The sequence below is a fragment of the Ruegeria sp. C2 genome, from assembly GCF_056537765.1.
This window is the reverse complement of the sequence record NZ_JBQFRZ010000002.1, coordinates 12,767-31,523: the sequence shown is the minus strand read 5'-3', so window position 1 is coordinate 31,523 and position 18,757 is coordinate 12,767. Positions and strand designations below refer to the sequence as shown.

General features: G+C 58.1%; 19 protein-coding genes and 1 tRNA gene. 12 read left to right on the top strand and 8 right to left on the bottom strand.

Annotation, left to right across the window (positions count from 1 at the left end):
* Positions 1-5: 5 nt before the first annotated feature.
* Positions 6-1,007, bottom strand: a complete 1,002-nt coding sequence (gene dgcN / locus ACR0IV_RS09855) for an N-acetyltransferase DgcN (RefSeq protein WP_480471190.1) — start codon at positions 1,005-1,007, stop codon at positions 6-8.
* A 295-nt stretch (positions 1,008-1,302) separates the two neighbouring features.
* On the opposite strand from dgcN, the gene ACR0IV_RS09850 reads away from it, so the two are divergent.
* The gene (locus ACR0IV_RS09850) at positions 1,303-2,265 is read left to right on the top strand and encodes an L-malyl-CoA/beta-methylmalyl-CoA lyase (protein WP_480660019.1); all 963 of its coding nucleotides are present in this window, start codon (positions 1,303-1,305) and stop codon (positions 2,263-2,265) included.
* Positions 2,266-2,314: 49 nt separating this feature from the next.
* On the opposite strand, the gene ACR0IV_RS09845 is transcribed toward ACR0IV_RS09850, so the two are convergent.
* Together ACR0IV_RS09845 and ACR0IV_RS09840 are read right to left on the bottom strand one after the other, a co-directional pair.
* The gene (locus ACR0IV_RS09845; RefSeq protein WP_480471192.1) at positions 2,315-2,857 is read right to left on the bottom strand and encodes a PA14 domain-containing protein; all 543 of its coding nucleotides are present in this window, start codon (positions 2,855-2,857) and stop codon (positions 2,315-2,317) included.
* Between the two features lie 144 nt (positions 2,858-3,001).
* A complete protein-coding gene (locus ACR0IV_RS09840; protein ID WP_480471193.1) occupies positions 3,002-3,454 on the bottom strand; it encodes an Lrp/AsnC family transcriptional regulator in 453 nt (150 codons plus the stop codon).
* 73 nt (positions 3,455-3,527) lie between these two features.
* Between ACR0IV_RS09840 and ACR0IV_RS09835 the strand changes: the two genes are divergently transcribed.
* A complete protein-coding gene (locus tag ACR0IV_RS09835) occupies positions 3,528-4,121 on the top strand; it encodes a LysE family translocator (RefSeq protein ID WP_480660018.1) in 594 nt (197 codons plus the stop codon).
* Position 4,122: 1 nt separating this feature from the next.
* On the opposite strand, the gene ACR0IV_RS09830 is transcribed toward ACR0IV_RS09835, so the two are convergent.
* Positions 4,123-4,956 carry an AraC family transcriptional regulator gene (locus ACR0IV_RS09830; RefSeq protein WP_480660017.1) on the bottom strand — a complete coding sequence of 278 codons (834 nt, stop codon included), beginning with the start codon at positions 4,954-4,956 and terminating at the stop codon, positions 4,123-4,125.
* Positions 4,957-5,079: 123 nt separating this feature from the next.
* Between ACR0IV_RS09830 and ACR0IV_RS09825 the strand changes: the two genes are divergently transcribed.
* Complete coding sequence (locus ACR0IV_RS09825) at positions 5,080-6,042, top strand: acetyl-CoA carboxylase carboxyltransferase subunit alpha (protein WP_480660016.1); 963 nt, start codon at positions 5,080-5,082, stop codon at positions 6,040-6,042.
* Positions 6,043-6,046: 4 nt separating this feature from the next.
* On the opposite strand, the gene ACR0IV_RS09820 is transcribed toward ACR0IV_RS09825, so the two are convergent.
* The 3 genes from ACR0IV_RS09820 to ACR0IV_RS09810 form a co-directional block, all read right to left on the bottom strand.
* Positions 6,047-7,177 (bottom strand): lytic murein transglycosylase, encoded by a 1,131-nt coding sequence (locus tag ACR0IV_RS09820; protein WP_480660015.1) that lies wholly within the window; start codon positions 7,175-7,177, stop codon positions 6,047-6,049.
* A 112-nt stretch (positions 7,178-7,289) separates the two neighbouring features.
* On the bottom strand, positions 7,290-7,937 hold the full coding sequence (locus ACR0IV_RS09815; protein ID WP_480471198.1) for a GntR family transcriptional regulator: 648 nt from the start codon (positions 7,935-7,937) through the stop codon (positions 7,290-7,292).
* A 30-nt stretch (positions 7,938-7,967) separates the two neighbouring features.
* Entirely contained in the window at positions 7,968-8,660 is a 693-nt protein-coding gene (locus tag ACR0IV_RS09810) for a M48 family metallopeptidase (RefSeq protein WP_480471199.1), read from the bottom strand.
* A gap of 100 nt (positions 8,661-8,760) precedes the next feature.
* Between ACR0IV_RS09810 and ACR0IV_RS09805 the strand changes: the two genes are divergently transcribed.
* The 3 genes from ACR0IV_RS09805 (at position 8,761) to ACR0IV_RS09795 (ending at position 10,256) form a co-directional block, all read left to right on the top strand.
* Positions 8,761-9,084 (top strand): TIGR02300 family protein, encoded by a 324-nt coding sequence (locus tag ACR0IV_RS09805; protein WP_480471200.1) that lies wholly within the window; start codon positions 8,761-8,763, stop codon positions 9,082-9,084.
* A 139-nt stretch (positions 9,085-9,223) separates the two neighbouring features.
* A tRNA-Ala gene (locus ACR0IV_RS09800) sits at positions 9,224-9,299 on the top strand.
* A 234-nt stretch (positions 9,300-9,533) separates the two neighbouring features.
* Positions 9,534-10,256 (top strand): alpha/beta hydrolase, encoded by a 723-nt coding sequence (locus ACR0IV_RS09795; RefSeq protein ID WP_480471201.1) that lies wholly within the window; start codon positions 9,534-9,536, stop codon positions 10,254-10,256.
* A gap of 64 nt (positions 10,257-10,320) precedes the next feature.
* On the opposite strand, the gene ACR0IV_RS09790 is transcribed toward ACR0IV_RS09795, so the two are convergent.
* The gene (locus ACR0IV_RS09790) at positions 10,321-11,277 is read right to left on the bottom strand and encodes a LysR family transcriptional regulator (protein WP_480471202.1); all 957 of its coding nucleotides are present in this window, start codon (positions 11,275-11,277) and stop codon (positions 10,321-10,323) included.
* 128 nt (positions 11,278-11,405) lie between these two features.
* On the opposite strand from ACR0IV_RS09790, the gene ACR0IV_RS09785 reads away from it, so the two are divergent.
* From ACR0IV_RS09785 to ACR0IV_RS09760, 6 genes are all read left to right on the top strand, one after another.
* Positions 11,406-12,413 (top strand): TAXI family TRAP transporter solute-binding subunit, encoded by a 1,008-nt coding sequence (locus ACR0IV_RS09785; RefSeq protein ID WP_480471203.1) that lies wholly within the window; start codon positions 11,406-11,408, stop codon positions 12,411-12,413.
* A gap of 80 nt (positions 12,414-12,493) precedes the next feature.
* Positions 12,494-14,707 carry a TRAP transporter permease gene (locus ACR0IV_RS09780; protein WP_480660014.1) on the top strand — a complete coding sequence of 738 codons (2,214 nt, stop codon included), beginning with the start codon at positions 12,494-12,496 and terminating at the stop codon, positions 14,705-14,707.
* 4 nt (positions 14,708-14,711) lie between these two features.
* The gene (locus tag ACR0IV_RS09775) at positions 14,712-15,950 is read left to right on the top strand and encodes an NAD(P)/FAD-dependent oxidoreductase (RefSeq protein ID WP_480660013.1); all 1,239 of its coding nucleotides are present in this window, start codon (positions 14,712-14,714) and stop codon (positions 15,948-15,950) included.
* A 28-nt stretch (positions 15,951-15,978) separates the two neighbouring features.
* On the top strand, positions 15,979-16,719 hold the full coding sequence (locus tag ACR0IV_RS09770; protein WP_480471206.1) for an aspartate/glutamate racemase family protein: 741 nt from the start codon (positions 15,979-15,981) through the stop codon (positions 16,717-16,719).
* A 115-nt stretch (positions 16,720-16,834) separates the two neighbouring features.
* The gene (locus ACR0IV_RS09765; RefSeq protein WP_480660012.1) at positions 16,835-17,563 is read left to right on the top strand and encodes a TSUP family transporter; all 729 of its coding nucleotides are present in this window, start codon (positions 16,835-16,837) and stop codon (positions 17,561-17,563) included.
* 16 nt (positions 17,564-17,579) lie between these two features.
* On the top strand, positions 17,580-18,587 hold the full coding sequence (locus tag ACR0IV_RS09760; protein ID WP_480660011.1) for a D-cysteine desulfhydrase family protein: 1,008 nt from the start codon (positions 17,580-17,582) through the stop codon (positions 18,585-18,587).
* The last annotated feature ends 170 nt before the right edge of the window (positions 18,588-18,757 follow it).

Sequence of the window (18,757 nt, the reverse complement as noted above, 5' to 3'; positions counted from 1 at the left end):
TCAGATCACATCTCGGCCAGTGCGTCGACCAGCTTGCCCGAGCCAAAGCGGAACGGGTCTGTTGCAGGCAGGCCCATATCGGCCTCGATCTGTGCAAGATAGGCCGATGCGTCTTCTTCGCTCATGTGCTGAGTATTCACCGAGACACCAACAACCTGACAGTCGGGATTGGCAACACGCGCGAGGTTGAGCGCCGTATCACGCAGCGCCTCCAGCGAGGGTTGTTGGTAGCCGGGCAAACCCCGCATATGTTCACGGGTTGGTTCGTGCGATAGGATCAGCGCGTCCGGTTGCCCACCATGGATCAGGGCCATGGTCACACCCGAATAAGAGACGTGGAACAACGATCCCTGCCCCTCGATCAGATCCCAGTGATCTTCGTCATTGTCCGGAGTCAACCATTCCACCGAACCCGCCATGAAATCGGCAACGACCGCATCCAAGGGCACGCCATCGCCGGTAATGAGAATACCGGTCTGCCCCGTCGCGCGGAAGGTGGCCTTCATTCCACGCTTGCGCATCTCGGCTTCCATTGCCATGGCCGTATACATCTTGCCGACCGAACAATCGGTGCCCACGGCAAGACAACGCTTGCCGGTACGTTTGACGCCATTTGCGATCGGATAGTCGACTTCGGGCACCCGCACATCATGCAGCTTGCGCCCGGTGGCCTCGGCCACAGCAACAAGATCGGGCTCATCGCGCAGAAGATTGTGCAGGCCCGAGGCCAGATCGAAACCTTCTTCCAACGCCATGACCAGAACCTTTTTCCAATCCTGGCTGATCACCCCGCCCCGGTTGGCCACCCCGATGACCAGGGTCTTGGCCCCCGCTTCGCGCGCTTCGACCAGATCCATGTCTTTGAGACCAAGATCCGCCTTGCAGCCATCCATCCGGTACTGACCTACGGCGTTTTCAGGCCGCCAGTCCTTGATCCCAACGGCAACCTTGGCCGCCAGTTGGTCGGGCGCATCCCCCAAAAACAACAGATATGGTGTCTCGATCATCGCGCAGCACTCCTTTGATTCCGAGCCAAACTAGAGAACCAATTTGGCGAGCGTTTCTCGAATTCTCCTTACAACTGAGATATTCATGCAAAAATTTTGCAGATATGATCTCAACTCAGCAAGATTCTTCGAAGTTTTTAAAGTGATCAAACTTTAAGCACTCATTTCAGCACACTTCGCGACCGTTGCTGCACGCGCATTGCCGCAGATGCACAATCGCGCTTGCGCGCCGTTGCGCAATTTAATATCCCATCATAACGAGAGAACGCAATTTCATTACTCACGCGAGGTCCAGATGAGTTTCCGCATCCAACCCCCCGCCCCGGCGCGGCCCAACCGCTGCCAGCTGTTTGGCCCCGGCTCGAACACCAAACTGTTCCCCAAGATGGCGGCATCGGCTGCGGATGTCATCAATCTCGATCTCGAGGACTCGGTGGCTCCGTCAGATAAGGATACGGCCCGCGCCAATGTCATCGAGGCGCTGAACAGCGTGGACTGGGGCACTAAGTACATGTCCGTCCGTATCAACGGTCTGGACACACCCTATTGGTACCGCGATGTGGTGGATGTGCTGGAACAAGCGGGCGACCGGCTGGATCAAATCATGATCCCAAAGGTGGGCTGCGCCGCCGATGTCTATGCTGTGGACGCGTTGGTCACGGCCATCGAGCACGCCAAAGGCCGAACCAAACCAATCTCATTCGAGGTTATTATCGAATCTGCGGCGGGTCTGGCGCATGTGGAAGAAATCGCCGCATCCTCTCCACGCCTGCAGGCGATGAGCCTTGGCGCTGCGGATTTCGCCGCTTCGATGGGCATGCAAACCACCGGCATCGGTGGCACGCAGGAAAGCTACTACATGCTGCGAGAGGGCGAAAAGCACTGGTCCGATCCCTGGCACTGGGCGCAAGCCGCGATCGTCGCCGCCTGCCGTACCCATGGCGTGCTTCCGGTCGATGGACCTTTTGGCGACTTTTCGGACGACGAAGGCTATATCGCTCAGGCAAAACGTTCCGCGACGCTGGGTATGGTCGGCAAATGGGCCATTCATCCCAAACAGATTGCGTTGGCCAATCAGGTGTTCACGCCTTCAGAGGAAGCCGTCACTGAGGCGCGCGAAATCCTTGCGGCCATGGAACAGGCCAAAGCCAACGGTGAAGGCGCAACCGTTTACAAAGGCCGTCTTGTCGACATTGCCTCGATCAAACAGGCCGAAGTAATCGTGGCACAGTCGGACCTAATCGCAGCCGGAGGCTGACAAAAGATCGGCGCCCGAAAGGGCGCCTCATCTGAGTTATGATCGTGGTTCAGCGCCCAAAAACGTCGTTGGGTGTCCAGGTAAAGCGTTCGCCCTGCTTGCCCCACTTCATCATCAGGCACGAGGTGCCATATTTCTGAAAATACTTTATTTTCACGGGATACCAACCTGCCTGCGGTACCTCGACCTCGGTGCGCTGGTTGGCCTCACACCCCTGGCGCCCGTTTACATAGCCGATTTGCTGACCACCGATCCAGGCATCAACACCGTCATTTGACCATGTTTCAAGTTCGTAGACCCCCGCCGCGTCAAACCTGATATAGCCTGTAATGTCCGCTGCTACATTGAAGGCTTCATTGAAGGTCAGCACCGGATCGCCCTCGTTGGTGTCCCGGTAATCAAGGCCGCGCAGCGGCTGACCTGGCTTTGCTTTCTTCAGCAACTGGTCGACTTTGCCAAAATTCTGAATCTTGCGAGGCGGGTTTCCCTCCCACGCATATTTTACGTTTAACCCAGACTTCGGGCTCGGTTGCGGATTGGCTGGCTTCAGCTTCAACGGCGCTGCAAAGCAACCACCGGCGAACACGGCCATGGTAGCGGCAAGCGCCCCGGTCCTGAGAAAGGTCATCTTTATCTCCCTGAATTCGCGCCGATCCCCCTGCCGACGACGTATTTATGATGACTCTATGGTGTGAAATTCGACCCGGCAAGGTGGTTAAACTTCACAAAATAGCCCCTAGGCGCGCCTGTCTTTGGGGGAATCCATAACCACATAAGACGTGATTGAGGTCACATGGGGCAATGTGCCCAGCACCTCGGTATGGAAGGCTTTGTAGGTCGGCAGATCGGCGCACTCCACCCGCAGCAGGTATTCGATCGTACCGGTGATATTGTGACACTCGACCACTTCCGGGGCCCGGTGAAGCGCTTTTTCAAACCCTTCCTGAGCGGCTTTTGTGTGCTCTCCCAACCCCACGCCGATATAGGCGACGAAACCAACACCCAAGGCCGAAGGGTTGAGCACTGCGCGATATCCAGCGATCACGCCGGTCCGTTCCAGTTCCTGTACGCGTCGCAGGCACGCCGACGGGGACAGGCCGACACGCTCAGCCAGCTCCAGATTGCTGATGCGCCCATCCTCAGAAAGCTCGCGCAATATTCGATGGTTTATTTCATCTATATTCACCATTTATTGCTAAATTTGCACCCAGACGCACAAAAACGCAATTACATTTGCCCACTTTGGCGAGATTATACCAAGCATGACCTACGACATCCTGTTGGCTTTGATTGCATTTGCTTTCGTCTCGTCGATTACGCCGGGGCCTAACAATCTGATGCTTATGGCGTCAGGTGCCAATTTCGGCTTTCGCCGAACCGTCCCGCATATGCTGGGCATTGGGCTGGGCTTTACGTTCATGGTGCTGCTGGTCGGGGCCGGGCTGGTGCAGGTCTTCAATCGGTTCCCCGTCAGCTATACGCTGCTCAAGATCGCATCGGTCCTGTACCTGCTGTATCTCGCATGGAAGATCGCCCACGCCGCCCCGGCGCAAAGAGGGGCTGCTTCGGGTAGGCCGATGACCTTCTTGCAAGCGGCGGCCTTTCAGTGGGTCAATCCCAAAGCCTGGGCGATGGCGCTGACGGCGACCACAGCCTACACACCTGGCCACACGATCACAGCCATCGTAATCGTCGCGCTCGTGTTTGGCGCGGTCAATCTGCCATCGGTCAGCGTCTGGACATTGCTCGGCCAACAGATGGCGCGGATTCTGACCAATCCGCGCCGGTTGTTGGTGTTCAACTGGGCGATGGCGGGGCTTCTTGTGGCCTCGCTGTATCCGGTGCTGTGGCCTTGATCTATTTCAGCGGCAGGCAGATCTCGGTCAGCAAGTCCTCGGGTGCAGTTTCGCGCGGATCGTTCAGGTAAATCTCGTAACAGGGCTGATCCGCCGGTTCCTCTCCGGACTCAGGCAGCCAATTACCGAACAAACTATGGTAAGCGGCCTGAAGCCCTGAATATGGACCTTTGAAGGTCAACACTGCCGTGTTCCCGCCAGCAATGGTCAGGCTCTCCATGCCCTCGGGCGTTGTGTCACCCCTGAACTCAGCCCCGGCATAACTGCGCAGGTCCTGCTCGGGAACATCATCTGGACTGTCGAAATACATGCCAATCATCGGGCCAATCTGGGGCCACAGCTGACGGGATTCGCACAAGGCGCTGAACGCTTCAAAGCTTTCACCGATTTCGGCATAGGCGCCCTTATGCGGCAGGGCAACGATGCGACGGGTGGGTTCTATACGTGTACTAATGGGATGCATTGGATAATCTCCGATCTTGAACCGTGGGTTAGCTGGCAAAAACTGACCGGCACTGCGAAAAGCAGCGGGGCTTTTGCCGTAGGCCTCGGAAAAGGCCCGCGCGAAAGAATTCAGGTTGGGATAGCCGATGTCGGACGCGATCTTGCTCAAGGGCTTGTCGGTCTGGACCAGCCAGCACGCGGCACGATGCAGCCTGATCCGACGCACCGCCTGCGCACAGGTCTCACCCGTGATGGCACGAAACACCCGGTGCCAGTGGAACCGCGACATGGCGGCCACACCGGCCAGAGTGTCCAGCGACAGATCCCCTGCAGGGTTGCCATGGATATAGGCCAATACGCGCAGAACGCGATCTTCATAGCTGGTGGCCATGGGCTTTCTTCCTTCTTCCTCGCCCTCTCGGAGGTCGCATATTATCGATCCACAAATCTTGCTGAGTTGCATCCGGGCCGACCTTTAGTCATATAGCAGGGAACTTCCGCGTTGAGAGGCGTCATGACCCAGTATCTGGATTTCGAAAAACCCCTGGCCGAGATCGAAGGCAAGGCCGAGGAATTGCGCGCGCTGGCCCGTGCCAATGAAGAGATGGATGTGACCGAAGAGGCCGCAGCACTGGATGCCAAGGCCGCCAAGCTGCTGGATGAGCTTTATGCCGATCTGACCCCATGGCGGAAATGCCAGGTGGCGCGCCACCCCGAACGGCCCCATTGTCAGGACTATGTCAAAGAGCTGTTTACCGAGTTCACGCCGCTGGCCGGGGACCGGAACTTCGCCGACGATCTGGCCGTGATCGGCGGCCTGGCCCGGTTCAACGACCAGCCAGTCATGGTGATCGGCCATGAAAAGGGCAGTGACACCAAATCGCGGATCGAACGTAATTTTGGCATGGCCCGCCCCGAAGGTTATCGCAAGGCCGTGCGATTGATGGAAATGGCTGGGCGCTTTGGCCTGCCGGTGATCACTCTGATCGACACAGCCGGGGCCTATCCCGGAAAAGGGGCCGAGGAGCGTGGTCAGTCCGAGGCTATCGCGCGCTCGACCGAGATGTGTCTGAAGATCGGTGTGCCTCTGGTATCGGTCATCATCGGCGAAGGTGGCTCGGGCGGCGCTGTGGCCTTTGCCACCGCGAACCGCGTGGCGATGCTTGAACACTCGGTCTACTCGGTGATTTCACCCGAAGGCTGCGCCTCGATCCTGTGGAAAGACGCCGAGAAGATGCGCGAAGCCGCCGAGGCGCTGCGCCTGACCGCGCAAGACCTCTACAAACTGGGTGTTTGTGATCGGATCATCACTGAACCCAAAGGCGGTGCGCATCGCGATCGCCCCGCGACGGTCGAGTCGGTGCGTTCGGCCATCACCGCAATGCTGAAAGAGCTGGACGGCAAAGATTCGGCGGCCCTGATCAAGGACCGCCGACAGAAATTCCTCGATATCGGCTCTAAAGGCCTAGCGGCGTAAGCCGTCAGCCTCCCAAGCGACGCAGCAGATCGACCGATGGCTTGCCGGTGACAGGCAAGCCCTTCGCACGCTGATAGCCACTGATCGCGGCTTCGGAGTTCTTACCGATCACCCCATCCGCGCCCTGCGTATCATACCCGGCGGCAGTCAGACGGCGCTGTAGCTCCTTCCGATCCTCTAACGTCAACCCGTTTTCATCCGGCCCGAACGAGGCCTGAAACGGTGCACCCCCCGCAATCCGGTCCGACAGGTGGCCCACACCAATCGCGTAGCTGTCCGAGTTGTTATAGCGCTTGATGACCTGAAAGTTGCGGAACACAGCAATGCGCGGTCCGGGCGTCTGCGGTTGCAACACCGCAACAGGTGTGCCGGACACCGTGCCAGCTTCGCCCCCCCAGGGCTGCCCGCGTACCCAACCCGCCCGCGCCAGATAAGCGGCTGTCGAAGCCAGAGAATCCGTGGGATCCTCAGACCAGATATCGCGCCGACCATCGCCTGTGAAATCCACTGCATAGGCTAGATAAGAGGTCGGGATGAATTGCGTATGTCCCATGGCACCCGCCCAGCTGCCGGTCATATTGGCGGGCGATGTATCGCCCTCCTGAATGATCCTCAACGCGGCCACCAGCTGCTTTTCAAAGAATGCCCCGCGCCGTCCGTCATAGGCCAGAGTTGAGGTCGCCGAGATCACTGGTACGTCGCCACGCCGCGCACCATATCGGCTCTCCAGCCCCCAGACGGCGACAACCACCTCTTTGTCGACACCATACTTGGCTTCGATCTGTGACAGGGTTCCCGCGTGGCGCACCAACATCTGCTTGCCGGTGCTGATCCGTTCGTCCGAGGCGGCGATGGCCAGATAATCCTCGAGCGAGCGTTTGAATTCGACCTGATTGCGGTCGCGCTCGATAACGTCGGGCAGATAACCCGCGCCCTGAAAGGCGCGATTGAGCGTGGTCTGCGAAATACCCTGAGAGGCGGCTCGGCCCTTGAAGCCGGCAACCCAGGCATCCCAACCTGCGTTAGGCACGGCACGCATGCGGCTCGCGGGGGCAGAGCTTGGTGCGCTGCCTCCTGAACAGGCGGACAGAAGGCTTGCCCCAAGCCCGGCGGAGAATATTCGACGATTGATCATGATTGAAATCTGCTCTTGTTGTGATTTGCAATCAGGATAACGCAGCCCGGCCACCCAGACCAGCAGAGCTATGCCTCAAATCAGCAAGTCAGGGCGATGGGCAACAAGCCGCTCAGGTCACCAGCAGGCGTAGCCCCTGCGTCACATCCGAACGCACCGCCAGCCGAAGCCCGGGTTCATCCCCGGCCTTGAGTGCCGCAATAATCAGGCGGTGGTAATGGGGAGGCTCGGTGCGTCTGAGCCGCCCATAGAGGGCGCGCATTGTTGGTCCCAGTTGCAGCCAGACGGTCTCGGCAATCGCCAGCATCGCCGGGGCCTGCGCGCGCAGATACAGGGTACGATGGAACTCGAGATTCGAGCGGATATAGCCCACTGCATCCCGCTTAGTGACCATTTCGGCCACATTCATGTTGATGCTTTGCAACCGGTCAATCAATGCCATATGGGCGCGCGGCAAGGCGCGACTGGCAAGCTCCACCTCAAGCAATGCGCGCAGCGCAGCCAGTTCTTCGATCCGGTCATTGGTCAATTCCGGTGTCGACACCCGGCCGGAGGTGGACAGGAACAGAGCACCTTCCGCCGCCAACCGTCGCACAGCCTCGCGCGCGGGGGTCATTGAGACGCCAAACTCCTTGCCGATACCGCGCAAGGTCAACGCCTGCCCGGGAGCGATTTCGCCATGCATAATGCGCGAGCGCAGGGCGCGATAAACACGATCATGAGTAGCAGTGTGAGAGTCGGCAGTACGTGTGGTCAGCATGGGTTTATGTGATCACAAATCCTTCTCAGGTCAACTGCTGGCCTCGAATCGGTATCGATGCAGATGCGTGCCATGGTCGCGCAACCACCGGCGTGGCGCTTTGTAAGGGCCATAGATCCGCTCGACCTGCGCCCAGAAGGCAGGCGAGTGGTTCATCTCGGCCAGATGCGCCACCTCATGCGCGGCCACATAATGCAGCACTTCGGGTGGCGTAAGGATCAAACGCCACGAGAACATGAGGCCCCCCGCCGATGTGCACGACCCCCAGCGCGAGCGTGTATCGCGCAGCGTGAGGCTGCTATATGGCCGCTCCAGCATCGCGGAATAGTCGTCACACGCCCCGGTCAGCCGATCCCGGGCAAGCTCTTTCAGGAAACGGGCAAGACGCCGGGCCTCGGCGCCCTTGGGAACGGCGATTTCCGTCTCTCGCAGCTGCACCCGGCGGCCCGAGGCGGGAACGATTCGTCGTACAACCCCCTCAATGGGGAGCGATTGCCCGAATTGCACAATGGCAGGCTCCGGCCGATCCTGCAGGTGCCCTCGGATCCAGCCCTCTTTTTGCTGCGCAAAGCTCAACGCCTCATCTTCGGCGACCCCGGTCGGATAGGTCAACGTAACCCGCCCATCCAGTTGGGAAATCCGCAAACTGATCCGCCGCGCACGCGCCGATTTGCGCAATGTCAGCGGTACAGGGGGCGTTCCCGGCAATGCGTGTCGCCCCATGGGCCGATCTCCTTCGCGCAAAGGCTTTGACAGTCCCTGCCGCTTGTGGCAGGTGACCTGAATCATTGATGAGATTCACCTGATATCAAGGGGATTTGATATGCCCAAGGAAGAATGGGGCGTAAAGCGTGTTTGCCCGACCACTGGCAAACGCTTTTATGACCTGAACAAGGACCCGATCGTCAGCCCCTATACAGGCGAGATCGTGGAACTGGATACCGGCAAAAGCCGGATGATCGCTGCGGATGCGGAAGATGCAGCATCGGTCAAGGCGCGCGAAGCGACATCGGATGACGATATCGTTCTGGACGATGACGCCGATGTGGATGTCGAACTGGACGATGATCTGCTGGATGATGAGGACGACGGCGATAACGTTTCGCTGGACGACATCAAGGATATGTCGTCGGACGACGAAAGCTGACAGACCTCGGGGCGGCCTATGCCGCCTCGTCCCAGTCCTAAATACCCAGCGAAACTTTTTCGCCTATTCTGTTATTAGGGCTTGAACTCACTTGCGACGTCTCATAAACGTCCGTCCACCGCCGAGGCGGTACCTGTATGGGGCCTTAGCTCAGTTGGGAGAGCGCTTGCATGGCATGCAAGAGGTCAGGGGTTCGACTCCCCTAGGCTCCACCAAAACCTAACCATACAACTAGATAGCAAGCATCAGAGCGGTGTGACACACAGGTGTGACACAAAATGAAGCTGCATGCGTATCTCTCGCTATCCAGACACGGCATCTATTAATTCCGTTGACCTCAAGCGTGTCAGGTCAGCGTCCCTTCACTCGGTGAGCCCTACTCTTCAAAACGTTACCGCAATCCACATAGCGGAAATGCTAAGTCTCTCCTGAGCCTTCGGGAGACTTTCATGATCAAATCGCTTCTCACGCTTGCAGCCATTCTTCTCGCCGCCAACGTCGCGTCGGCCGAAACGGTGCGGTTCAAGGCCTCCGACGGGATTATCGTAACCGCAGATTTCCAAAAGCCCGAAAAAGCCTATGGTACCATTCTCGTGCTTTATCACATGGCTGGAGCAAGCCGCGGCGAATACTCTGATATCGCCAAGCGGTTGAACGGGCTTGGCTACGCGACGCTTGCAGTCGACCAGCGCTCAGGCGGCAAATTCAACGGGGTGGAAAACGAAACCGCCGCCAAGGCGGGGGGCAATGTTGCCTATGACAGCGCCATCCCCGACATGCAGGCCGCAGCTACATGGGCGCGAAACAACGCTGGTGCACAAAAAGTCGGCGTGCTCGGCTCTTCTTATTCCGCCGGCCTAGTCCTCGTCTTGGCCGCGGATAACGATAATTTTGCCGACGCCGTTATGGCGTTTTCCCCCGGCGAATATTTCGGCAGCAATAATTACGTTTCAAAACGGCTCGAAAAGCTGAAGGCGCCGGTCTTTCTGACCTCGGCCAGCAATGAGACTGGTCAGTGGAGACCTTTCGAAGCAAAAATAACTGGCCCTGTCACAGGGTTTGAACCAAAGGGCCGCGGACGTCATGGTGCGTCGGCGCTCGTGAGTGGTGACGGGGCGGAATACTGGGAGGCCCTAACCGGTTTCCTGGACACGCATTTGCCTCCAGGCTGAGAAAACCCGCCCTTCACGCCGGGGCACCAAGTCGACGGCACCGGAACACAATAAAAGTGTTGTTTCAGTTCTCCTGAGAAAACAACTCCGCTTGGGGGTGCGCATCCACTTCCTTCAACATTTTCAGAACTTCAGCTCTCCAGCCCGCCATTATCTTCAGAGCCAATTGAGACGGGGGGCGATGTTCCGGTTTCAGGATCGCGTATTCGTATCTGAGTGGTTTCTCAAAAGGAACGAACACAACTTTTTTGTTGGACAGATTCAGTTCCCGCTCTGTCGCGACAGTCAATGGATCGACGATGCTGCAGCACTGGCCAGAACTGACAAAAGGAACAAGCGGAATGAAATACTGGCAAGTCACTGTCGGATTGTAGTCTACGGAGATATCCTGGAATTCCTGCCGGATCTTTTGTTGAAAGGGATGGGTGGCATATAGCCCGCCCATCGGAACCCCATCCAAATCCTCGATGGTGATGTATTCGCGCGTCGCCAACGGATTCTCTCGGTCTACGGCAAAGAAGCAATCCGCCCGGATTAATTCGGCCTTATATTGGGGTTCCTTCCCGGCCGAGTGTTCGAAATCTGCGAACCCGAAATCGATATTCTGTGTTCCTGCAAGTTCCATGATCTGGGGCGAGCTACGAGTGGACAGCGTGATGCGTATCTCGGGGTTTTCCGCGACCGACTGGCTGATGAACCGTGGGAAGAGAAAAGCCGACGGTCCGGGCATGGTAGCAATGTTGAGGCTACCCGAATGGCCCTTGATCAGTCCTTCCATCGTGTTCGAAATCGTTGCGAGGCGGTCAAGGATACCGGTTGTTTCCGCCAAGAGGTAATGCGCTTCGGGTACCGGCACCAATCGGCGCCCGTGCCGTTCGAACAAGGTCAGCCCCAATGACTTCTCCAGGTTTTTCAGCGCCAAGCTGATGGCTGGTTGGGTGCGGTTCAGTTTCTTAGCCGTTTGCGAGATGGAGCCGGTTTCCATCACCTCGCGGAACACGGCGAGTTGGGTCAGGTTCATATTCAATATATAAGATAAACTTTAGTATAGTGAAATATAACAAATTTGTATTTATGCGAATTGTCTCTACGCTTTCAGGATCAGAATTCGGGCGAACCGAATCCAACGAACCAACTACGGAGACGATGATGAAACTAGTGAAATGCCTGACTGGCCTGGCTCTGGCTGGCGCACTGGCCGCACCGGCGCTGGCGCAGGACCCGACCTTTTTCCGCATCGGCACAGGTGGTGCCGGTGGAACTTATTTCCCCATCGGCGGCACCATCGCCAATGGTATCTCGGCCCCTCCGGGCTCGCGCCCCTGCGAAGAGGGCGGCCAGTGCGGTGTGCCCGGCCTGATTGCCATCGCGCAATCCACCACGGCCTCGGTCTTCAACAACGCTGCCGTACAAAACGGCGAGCTTGAGGCCGGTCTAGCCGCAGCCGACGTCACCCGCTCGATGTATCTGGGCGAGGGCAAATTCGACGGCAAACCCCATCCCAAGCTGCGCATCGTGGCCAACCTGTTCCCCGAAGATCTGCATCTGGTGCTGCCCGCGGGCGCGACGATTGGCGATCTGGGTGATCTGGAGGGCAAACGCGTCGGCATCGCGCAGGCCGGTTCAGGTACGCAGGTTGCCGTACTGCAGATGCTGGAAGCCTGGGGCGTCAATCGCGACAACATGGATGAAGCCGAACTCAACAACAGCCAAAGCGCCGAGCGTCTGGCCGATGGTCAGCTGGACGCCTATTTCTATGCTGCAGGCTGGCCGGTCGCCGCGATGGTGCAGCTGTCCTCGACCAAGGGCATGAACCTGCACTCGTTCAGCGACGAGGATCTGGCGAAGATCAACGAGATCATTCCAGCCTATATCCCCTCGGCCATCCCGGGCGGCGTCTATGAAGGTATCGATGCCGAAACCAAGACCCCGGCGGTGAGCGCCATGCTGGTTGTCTCCTCGGATCTGTCCGAAGATCTGGTCTATCAGCTGACCAAGGCCCTGTGGAACGACAACACCCGCAAGCTGTTGGATAATGGCCATGCCAAGGGTAAGCAGATCACAGCTGATACGGCGCTGGACGGTGTCGAAGCGCTGGGTGTGCCTCTGCATCCGGGGGCGGAGAAGTTCTATAAAGAAGCTGGGCTTCTTCAGTAATCGCATCTCACTGACATCTATCGTCGGTGCCCCTGCGCGGGGCACCGCACTCTGGACTCATGCGAAATCGGGGGGCCATCATGTCCGACACCCAGAAACTTGATGACCACGAACTGACAGCCGAGGAACTGGCGGCCATCGAAGAGCAGTTCGACGAAGGTGCTGCCGTCCGGCAGGTCACTCCCACTGCGGGCAAGGTGCTGCGCGTCGTTGCCCTGATCTTTGCATTCTACGAATTCTTTACAGCTGGTTTCGGCCTGCCCGCCGACCACTGGCATATGGGTATCTATCTGGCCCTGCTGTTCATTCTGGTCTACGCGACCATCCCGATTATCGGTGCCAAAAGCCTGTATGCCCTCAAGGTCAGTCGCTTCCGCATCGGCAATGTCCCCTTCTACGATCTGGTCTTCATGGGGTTCGGCATCGTCGCAGCACTGTATGTCGGCTTCGCCTGGCGCGGCATTCCATTTCTGGGTATCGAAGAACAGACCTTCCGTATGGGGAACCCCAACGGCTATGACGTGTTCCTTGGCGTGGTCATCATCCTGCTGGTGCTGGACATCGCCCGCCGCACGCTGGGCTGGGTGCTGCCGCTGATCATCTGTGTGTTCATCTCTTACGCTCTGCTCGGGCCGTATTTCCCGGGCTTGCTGCAGCATCCGGGCGTGAACTTCAAAACCTTCGTGTCGTCGATGTATTTCCCGCAGGAAGGCATCTATGGCGTCACGCTTTGGGTGGTTTCCACCATCGTCTTTCACTTTGTCCTGTTCGGCGTCATCGCTCAGCGGACCGGTTTGGGGCAGTTGTTCATCGACAACGCCACCATCTTGGCCGGACGCTATACCGGCGGTCCCGCGAAGGTGTCGGTGGTATCTTCCGCATTCTTCGGTACCATCTCAGGCTCGTCCGTCGCCAATACCGTTTCGACCGGCGCGCTGACCATTCCGAACATGAAACGTCTGGGCTACCCCGGCCATTTCGCAGGCGGGGTCGAGGCCGCGTCTTCGGCAGGCGGGCAGATCACGCCGCCGATCATGGGGGCTGCAGCCTTCATCATGGCCGAGTTCCTTGAGGTGCCCTATACCACCATCGTGATTGCGGCGATCTTCCCCGCGATCCTGCACTATGTCGGCGTCTTTGCCGTGGTGCACCTGATGGCGCGCAAGCTGAACCTGCAAGGTCTGGCAAAAGAGCAACTGCCACAGCTCAAAGCCGTCTGGGCTGAAGGCTGGGCCAATATCGTACCGCTGATCGGTCTGCTGGTGGTTCTGTTCACGGGCTACACGCCCTTCATGTCGGCCTTCTGCGGTATTTCATTGGCAGTCATCGCCGGTATGTCGCGCATTAAGCAGCCACCAACGCTGATCTACGCGGCAGCCTTTCTGGCCTTTGTACTGTGGAAGTTCTCAGACGGCGGGTTCGATCTGACCATGACCGCAATTCTCTGCGGCCTGACGGTTATCGCCACGCTCAATCCGCAGAAGCGGATCGAAGTGCCGGAAATGCTGGCCGCGGTCGAGCTGGGGGTGAAATATTCGCTGGCCGTGGGCGCCGCTGCCGCAGCGGTGGGTATCGTGGTGGGCGTGATCAACACAACCGGCATCGGCTTCCGCATCGGGTTCATGGTGACACAGGGCGCGGGCAATCTGGCATCGGATCTCTATAACATGATCTCGTTCGGCAGCTTTCAGCTGTTTGCCATGGAAGACCTGCAACTTTTCATCTCGTTGGTCTTCATCGCCATCGTCTGCATCCTGATGGGGGCGGGTATCCCGACCACGGCTCTCTACATCATGCTGGTTTCGGTCGCACAACCTGCACTGGCACAGCTGGGCGTTCCACCCATCGCCAGCCACCTGTTCGTACTCTACTACGGCGTAGTGTCCGAGATTACGCCTCCGGTCTGCACGTCGGCCTATGCGGCAGCGGCGATTGCCAATTCCAACCCGTTCCGAACCGGTTTGTCCGCCTTCACACTTGGGTTGGGCAAAGTGATTGCACCCATGGCTTTTGTATATGCTCCGGTTTTGCTGTTCGTGTCTTCGACCGGGTTCAATCTGTGGGAATTCACCTACACCGCCACCAGTTGCATCGCTGGTGTCATTGCACTGTCCGCTGCGGTCGTCGGCTACTGGTTAAAACCGCTGAACATTGCGTCGCGGATTTTGATGGCCATTGCCGGTGTGATCTTTGTGGCACCATCACTGATGGCGGACCTGATCGCACTGGCCGTCGCCTCGCCGGTCATTGTCACCCAGTTGATCGGCCGTAACAGAAGCCCTTCGCCGGCCTGATACGATGACAGAACAAGTCACCATCATCGGCGCGGGGATCGTCGGAATTTGCTGCGCCCTGTCACTGCAGGAACGCGGTATCCCGGTTAGGCTCGTCGACCGAGGCGAGCCCGGACAGGAAACATCATTCGGGAACGCGGGCGTCGTGTCTCCGTGGTCGATCATCCCACAAGCGGTTCCGGGCATCTGGAAGAAACTTCCGCAGATGTTGATGGACCCCCAAAGTGCGCTCTCAGTCCGACCTGCCTTCTGGCCTAAGATGATCCCATGGGGCATGCGGTTTCTGAGCAATTCCGGCGAAAAGACCGTGCGCGAGGTCTCGGACGCGATGGAGCTTTTATGCCGACCGTCCATCGATCTGTATCGCAGGCATCTGCGCGGCACCGGGCACGAAGACCTGATCGCTGACAGCTACTACGTTCACGCATTCCGCCGTCCCGAACAGGCCAATCTGGATAGGCTGGACTATTTGATCCGGCAGGAAAAAGGCGGTGACCTTGAACGGATTGATGGCGTTGAATTGCGAAGGCTCGAACCTGCGCTGACGGATGCGTTCAAGGCCGCGATTGTGATCAAAGGACAGGCGCGGGTGACCTCGCCCGGGCGTATGGGGGCGGTTCTGGCCGACAAGGCCCGCAGGCAGGGCGCCGAAATCTTACGAACCGAGGTCACCGGGCTGACGCGCGACATAGACAGCGGCTGGCAGATCGCTACCGGGCAAGGAACATTGTACGCCCGGCATGTCATACTGGCAGCCGGTGTGTGGTCGGTCGATCTGCTGAAACCACTAGGCTTGACCGTCCCTCTCGTCGCCGAGCGCGGCTATCATGTCGAATTTCCGGCCGCCTCAGTCAGTCTGAACAACTCAATCATGGATGTGGATGCAAAAGTGGTCGCCAGTTCGATGCAAGGGGGTCTGCGGGTCGCCGGCACCGCCGAATTCGCAAGCATAGATGCCCCTGCCGATCCGCGCAAAAAGAAGATCCTGACCGAGCAGGCCAAATCCATGGTTCCAGACCTTGATACCAGCCGGGCGCAATTCTGGATGGGCCGACGCCCCTCCTTTCCCGACAGCTTGCCTGCGCTTGGGCAACTTGACGGCATGGGCGGGCTCTTTGCAGCGTTCGGGCATTCTCATTACGGGCTGATGATGGCCCCGAAAACCGGTGAGCTTGTGGCCGATCTCGTGTCTGGCCGCAGCCCGAACGTCGATCTGGCCCCGTTTTCGGCGGCCCGGTTCTAACCTGCGATATCGAAAGGATTCGAACACCATGCCGATTTACAATGGCGGTCAGAATATCTGCGGTGCATCCATTGGTGTATTGTGCCTTGAAAGCTATTTTCCCAAGCCGCCCGGTCATATCAAAAACCCGTCCAGCCTGCCGTTTCCAGTGCTCTACGAGATGATAGACGGTATCACCGTCCCCACCCTGCTGAACAACCCAACGCCTGAGTTGCTGGCCCCCCTGATCAAAGGCGTCCAACGGTTGGAGGCCGAGGGCGTGCGCGCAATCACAGGCAGCTGCGGTTTTCTGGCTCTGTTTCAAAAGGAACTCGCCGAAGCCGTTTCCGTGCCGGTCTTTGCCTCAAGTCTGATCCAGGTGCCGCTGGCTTATCATATGACAGGCGCAAGTGCTCCGGTCGGTGTGCTGACTGCAGATGCGTCCGCGCTGACACCACGCCATTTCGAAGGTGTCGGAGCAGCCAGTATCCCGGTCGCTGTGCAGGGCCTGGAGGATACAAGCGAATTCGCCGAAGTAATCCTGCGGAACACCCGCACCCGTATGGACACCGATCTGATCGAGGCCGAGGTTATGGACGCCGCCCGCCGCCTGAAACGTCAGGCACCGGATATTCGGTCTCTGGTGCTGGAATGTACCGACCTGCCCCCCTATGCGGCGCAAATTCAGGAGGAGCTTCAACTGCCTGTCTTCGACCTGACGACGCTTGCTCAGATGGCGCATTCCGTTGCGGTTCGCGGTCGCTATTCCGGGATTATGCCCTGGTCGTGATGACGCTGCATGACGTTGGCCGATCATTCGCTTCAACAAAACGGCATGGACCATGACCTGAAACTCTGGATACATCAGCAGACGTAAGAAGTGGCTGTGACCATGGGAGTTTGAATTGACCGTAGAGTTGTACCTGCTGATGATCGCCATCTGTCTGGGCGCTATTCTGCAGGTCGGGATCGGTATCGGGTTCAGCATCGTTGCTGGCCCACCGATGATGATCCTTCTGGGTACGTCCACGGCCATTCCGGTTCTGTTGCTATTGAACACAATCGTTTCCGCAGTCGCCACGGATCGGCGCGTACTAACCCTGGAACGGCGGACATTCCTGACCGCGATCATAGGATGCCTTATCGGAATAGTCGTTGGCCTGGCGGTTTATCCGATGTTGAGCGAGGCTTTCGTGCTGGCCTTGACAGCCAGCCTTTTGCTGATCGGATTGGTCACAACGCTGATACCTCTTCACAAGGCAATCGGAACAACTGGCTTTACCTTCGTATCGGGCTTGTCCGGACTTGCGACTGTATGGGCCGCGACGCCTGGCCCTCTGATGGTGTTTGGTTTGATTGCAAAGGGACGATCGGCAAAGGACGTCGCCAAATTGGTCCAACCTATCGCACTGGTGGCTTATGGCGTCGCGTTTCTGCTGCACAGCTTACCCAACGTGCAAGCCGTTTCAGCAGACACGCAGGTAATGGGCTTTGCCGTGATCACGCTGATTGGCAGCTTATTGGGTCGCGTCATCGGTCCTTACCTGCCACAATCCCTCGTCAAGGCAGCCATTCGCGTGGTTTCGCTGATTGCCTGCTATGTCCTTTTTCAACGTGCCTATGTGATGGCATAGTTTCGGTGGGTGGATCATGAACCATAACGACCTTCTGGCACGATTTCCGCGGGCTGATTTTATGTCCGGACCAACGCCACTGGAACGATTGGACAGGCTGTCTGCCGAGCTCGGAATTGAACTCTGGCTCAAACGCGACGACCTGACAGGGCTTGGGTTCGGAGGGAACAAGACACGGCAGCTCGAGTTCTATTTCGGCGATGCGCTCCGACAAGGTGCTGACACCGTTCTGATCACCGGCGCGGTTCAGTCCAACTATGTGCGCTCGGCGGCGGCGGCCGCCGCCCGACTGGGCATGCGATCCGTCCTGCAACTGGAAGAACGCGTTCCGGAAATGGGGCCGGATTATTACACGTCAGGTAACGTGATGCTCGCCAAAATCCTCGGGGCGGAGCATATGAGTTACCCTGAAGGAGAGGACGAAGCCGGTGCGGATGCAGCGCTCCATGCACGTGCAGAGGAACTGGCTGCACAGGGACGCAAACCCTATGTCATACATCTGGGGCTTCATCACCCGCCTCTGGGCGCGTTGGGTTACGTTGCTGCCGGTCTGGAATTGTATGAACAGATGCGCGACTTTGATGCAGTCGTAGTCCCCTCGGGCAGCGGAGCAACGCATGGCGGCCTGTTGACAGGAGTCGCACTGACAGGAAGCCCAGCTTCGATCTTTGGCGTATGCGTCCGACGGGACAGCAATCAACAAAGCGCACGGATGGAGATCGTACTGCAAAAACTGGCCGATCTTCTGGCCATAGAGCCGGAACCGCTACTCGAAAGGATACATGTCACCGACACCGCCCTGTCTCCGGGCTATGGCAAGATCAGTGGCAAAACTCGGTCTGCGCTGGAGAAGATGGCCAGAACCGAAGGTATATTCCTCGACCCTGTTTATACTGCAAAGACCTTCTCGGGGTTGCTGGACTTGCTAGCAACGGAACAAATCAGACCCGGCCAGAAGGTTGTCATGCTGCACACCGGCGGGCTACCTGCACTATTTGGTTATCAAGGCGAGCTGGAATTCTGATGCCGGCCCCTGGATCCGAAGCTTCTGGCTAGTGCGTGAATAGGCTTGTTTCGCACTCTCAATGCTCAAACCGGGCCCTGTCGTGCGACGCAAAGATAGGGCTGCAATGTAGCCAAAGGCCAAACTTGTTCAAAGGCATCTGGCCCAACCAAACAGGCTGGGCCAGACAG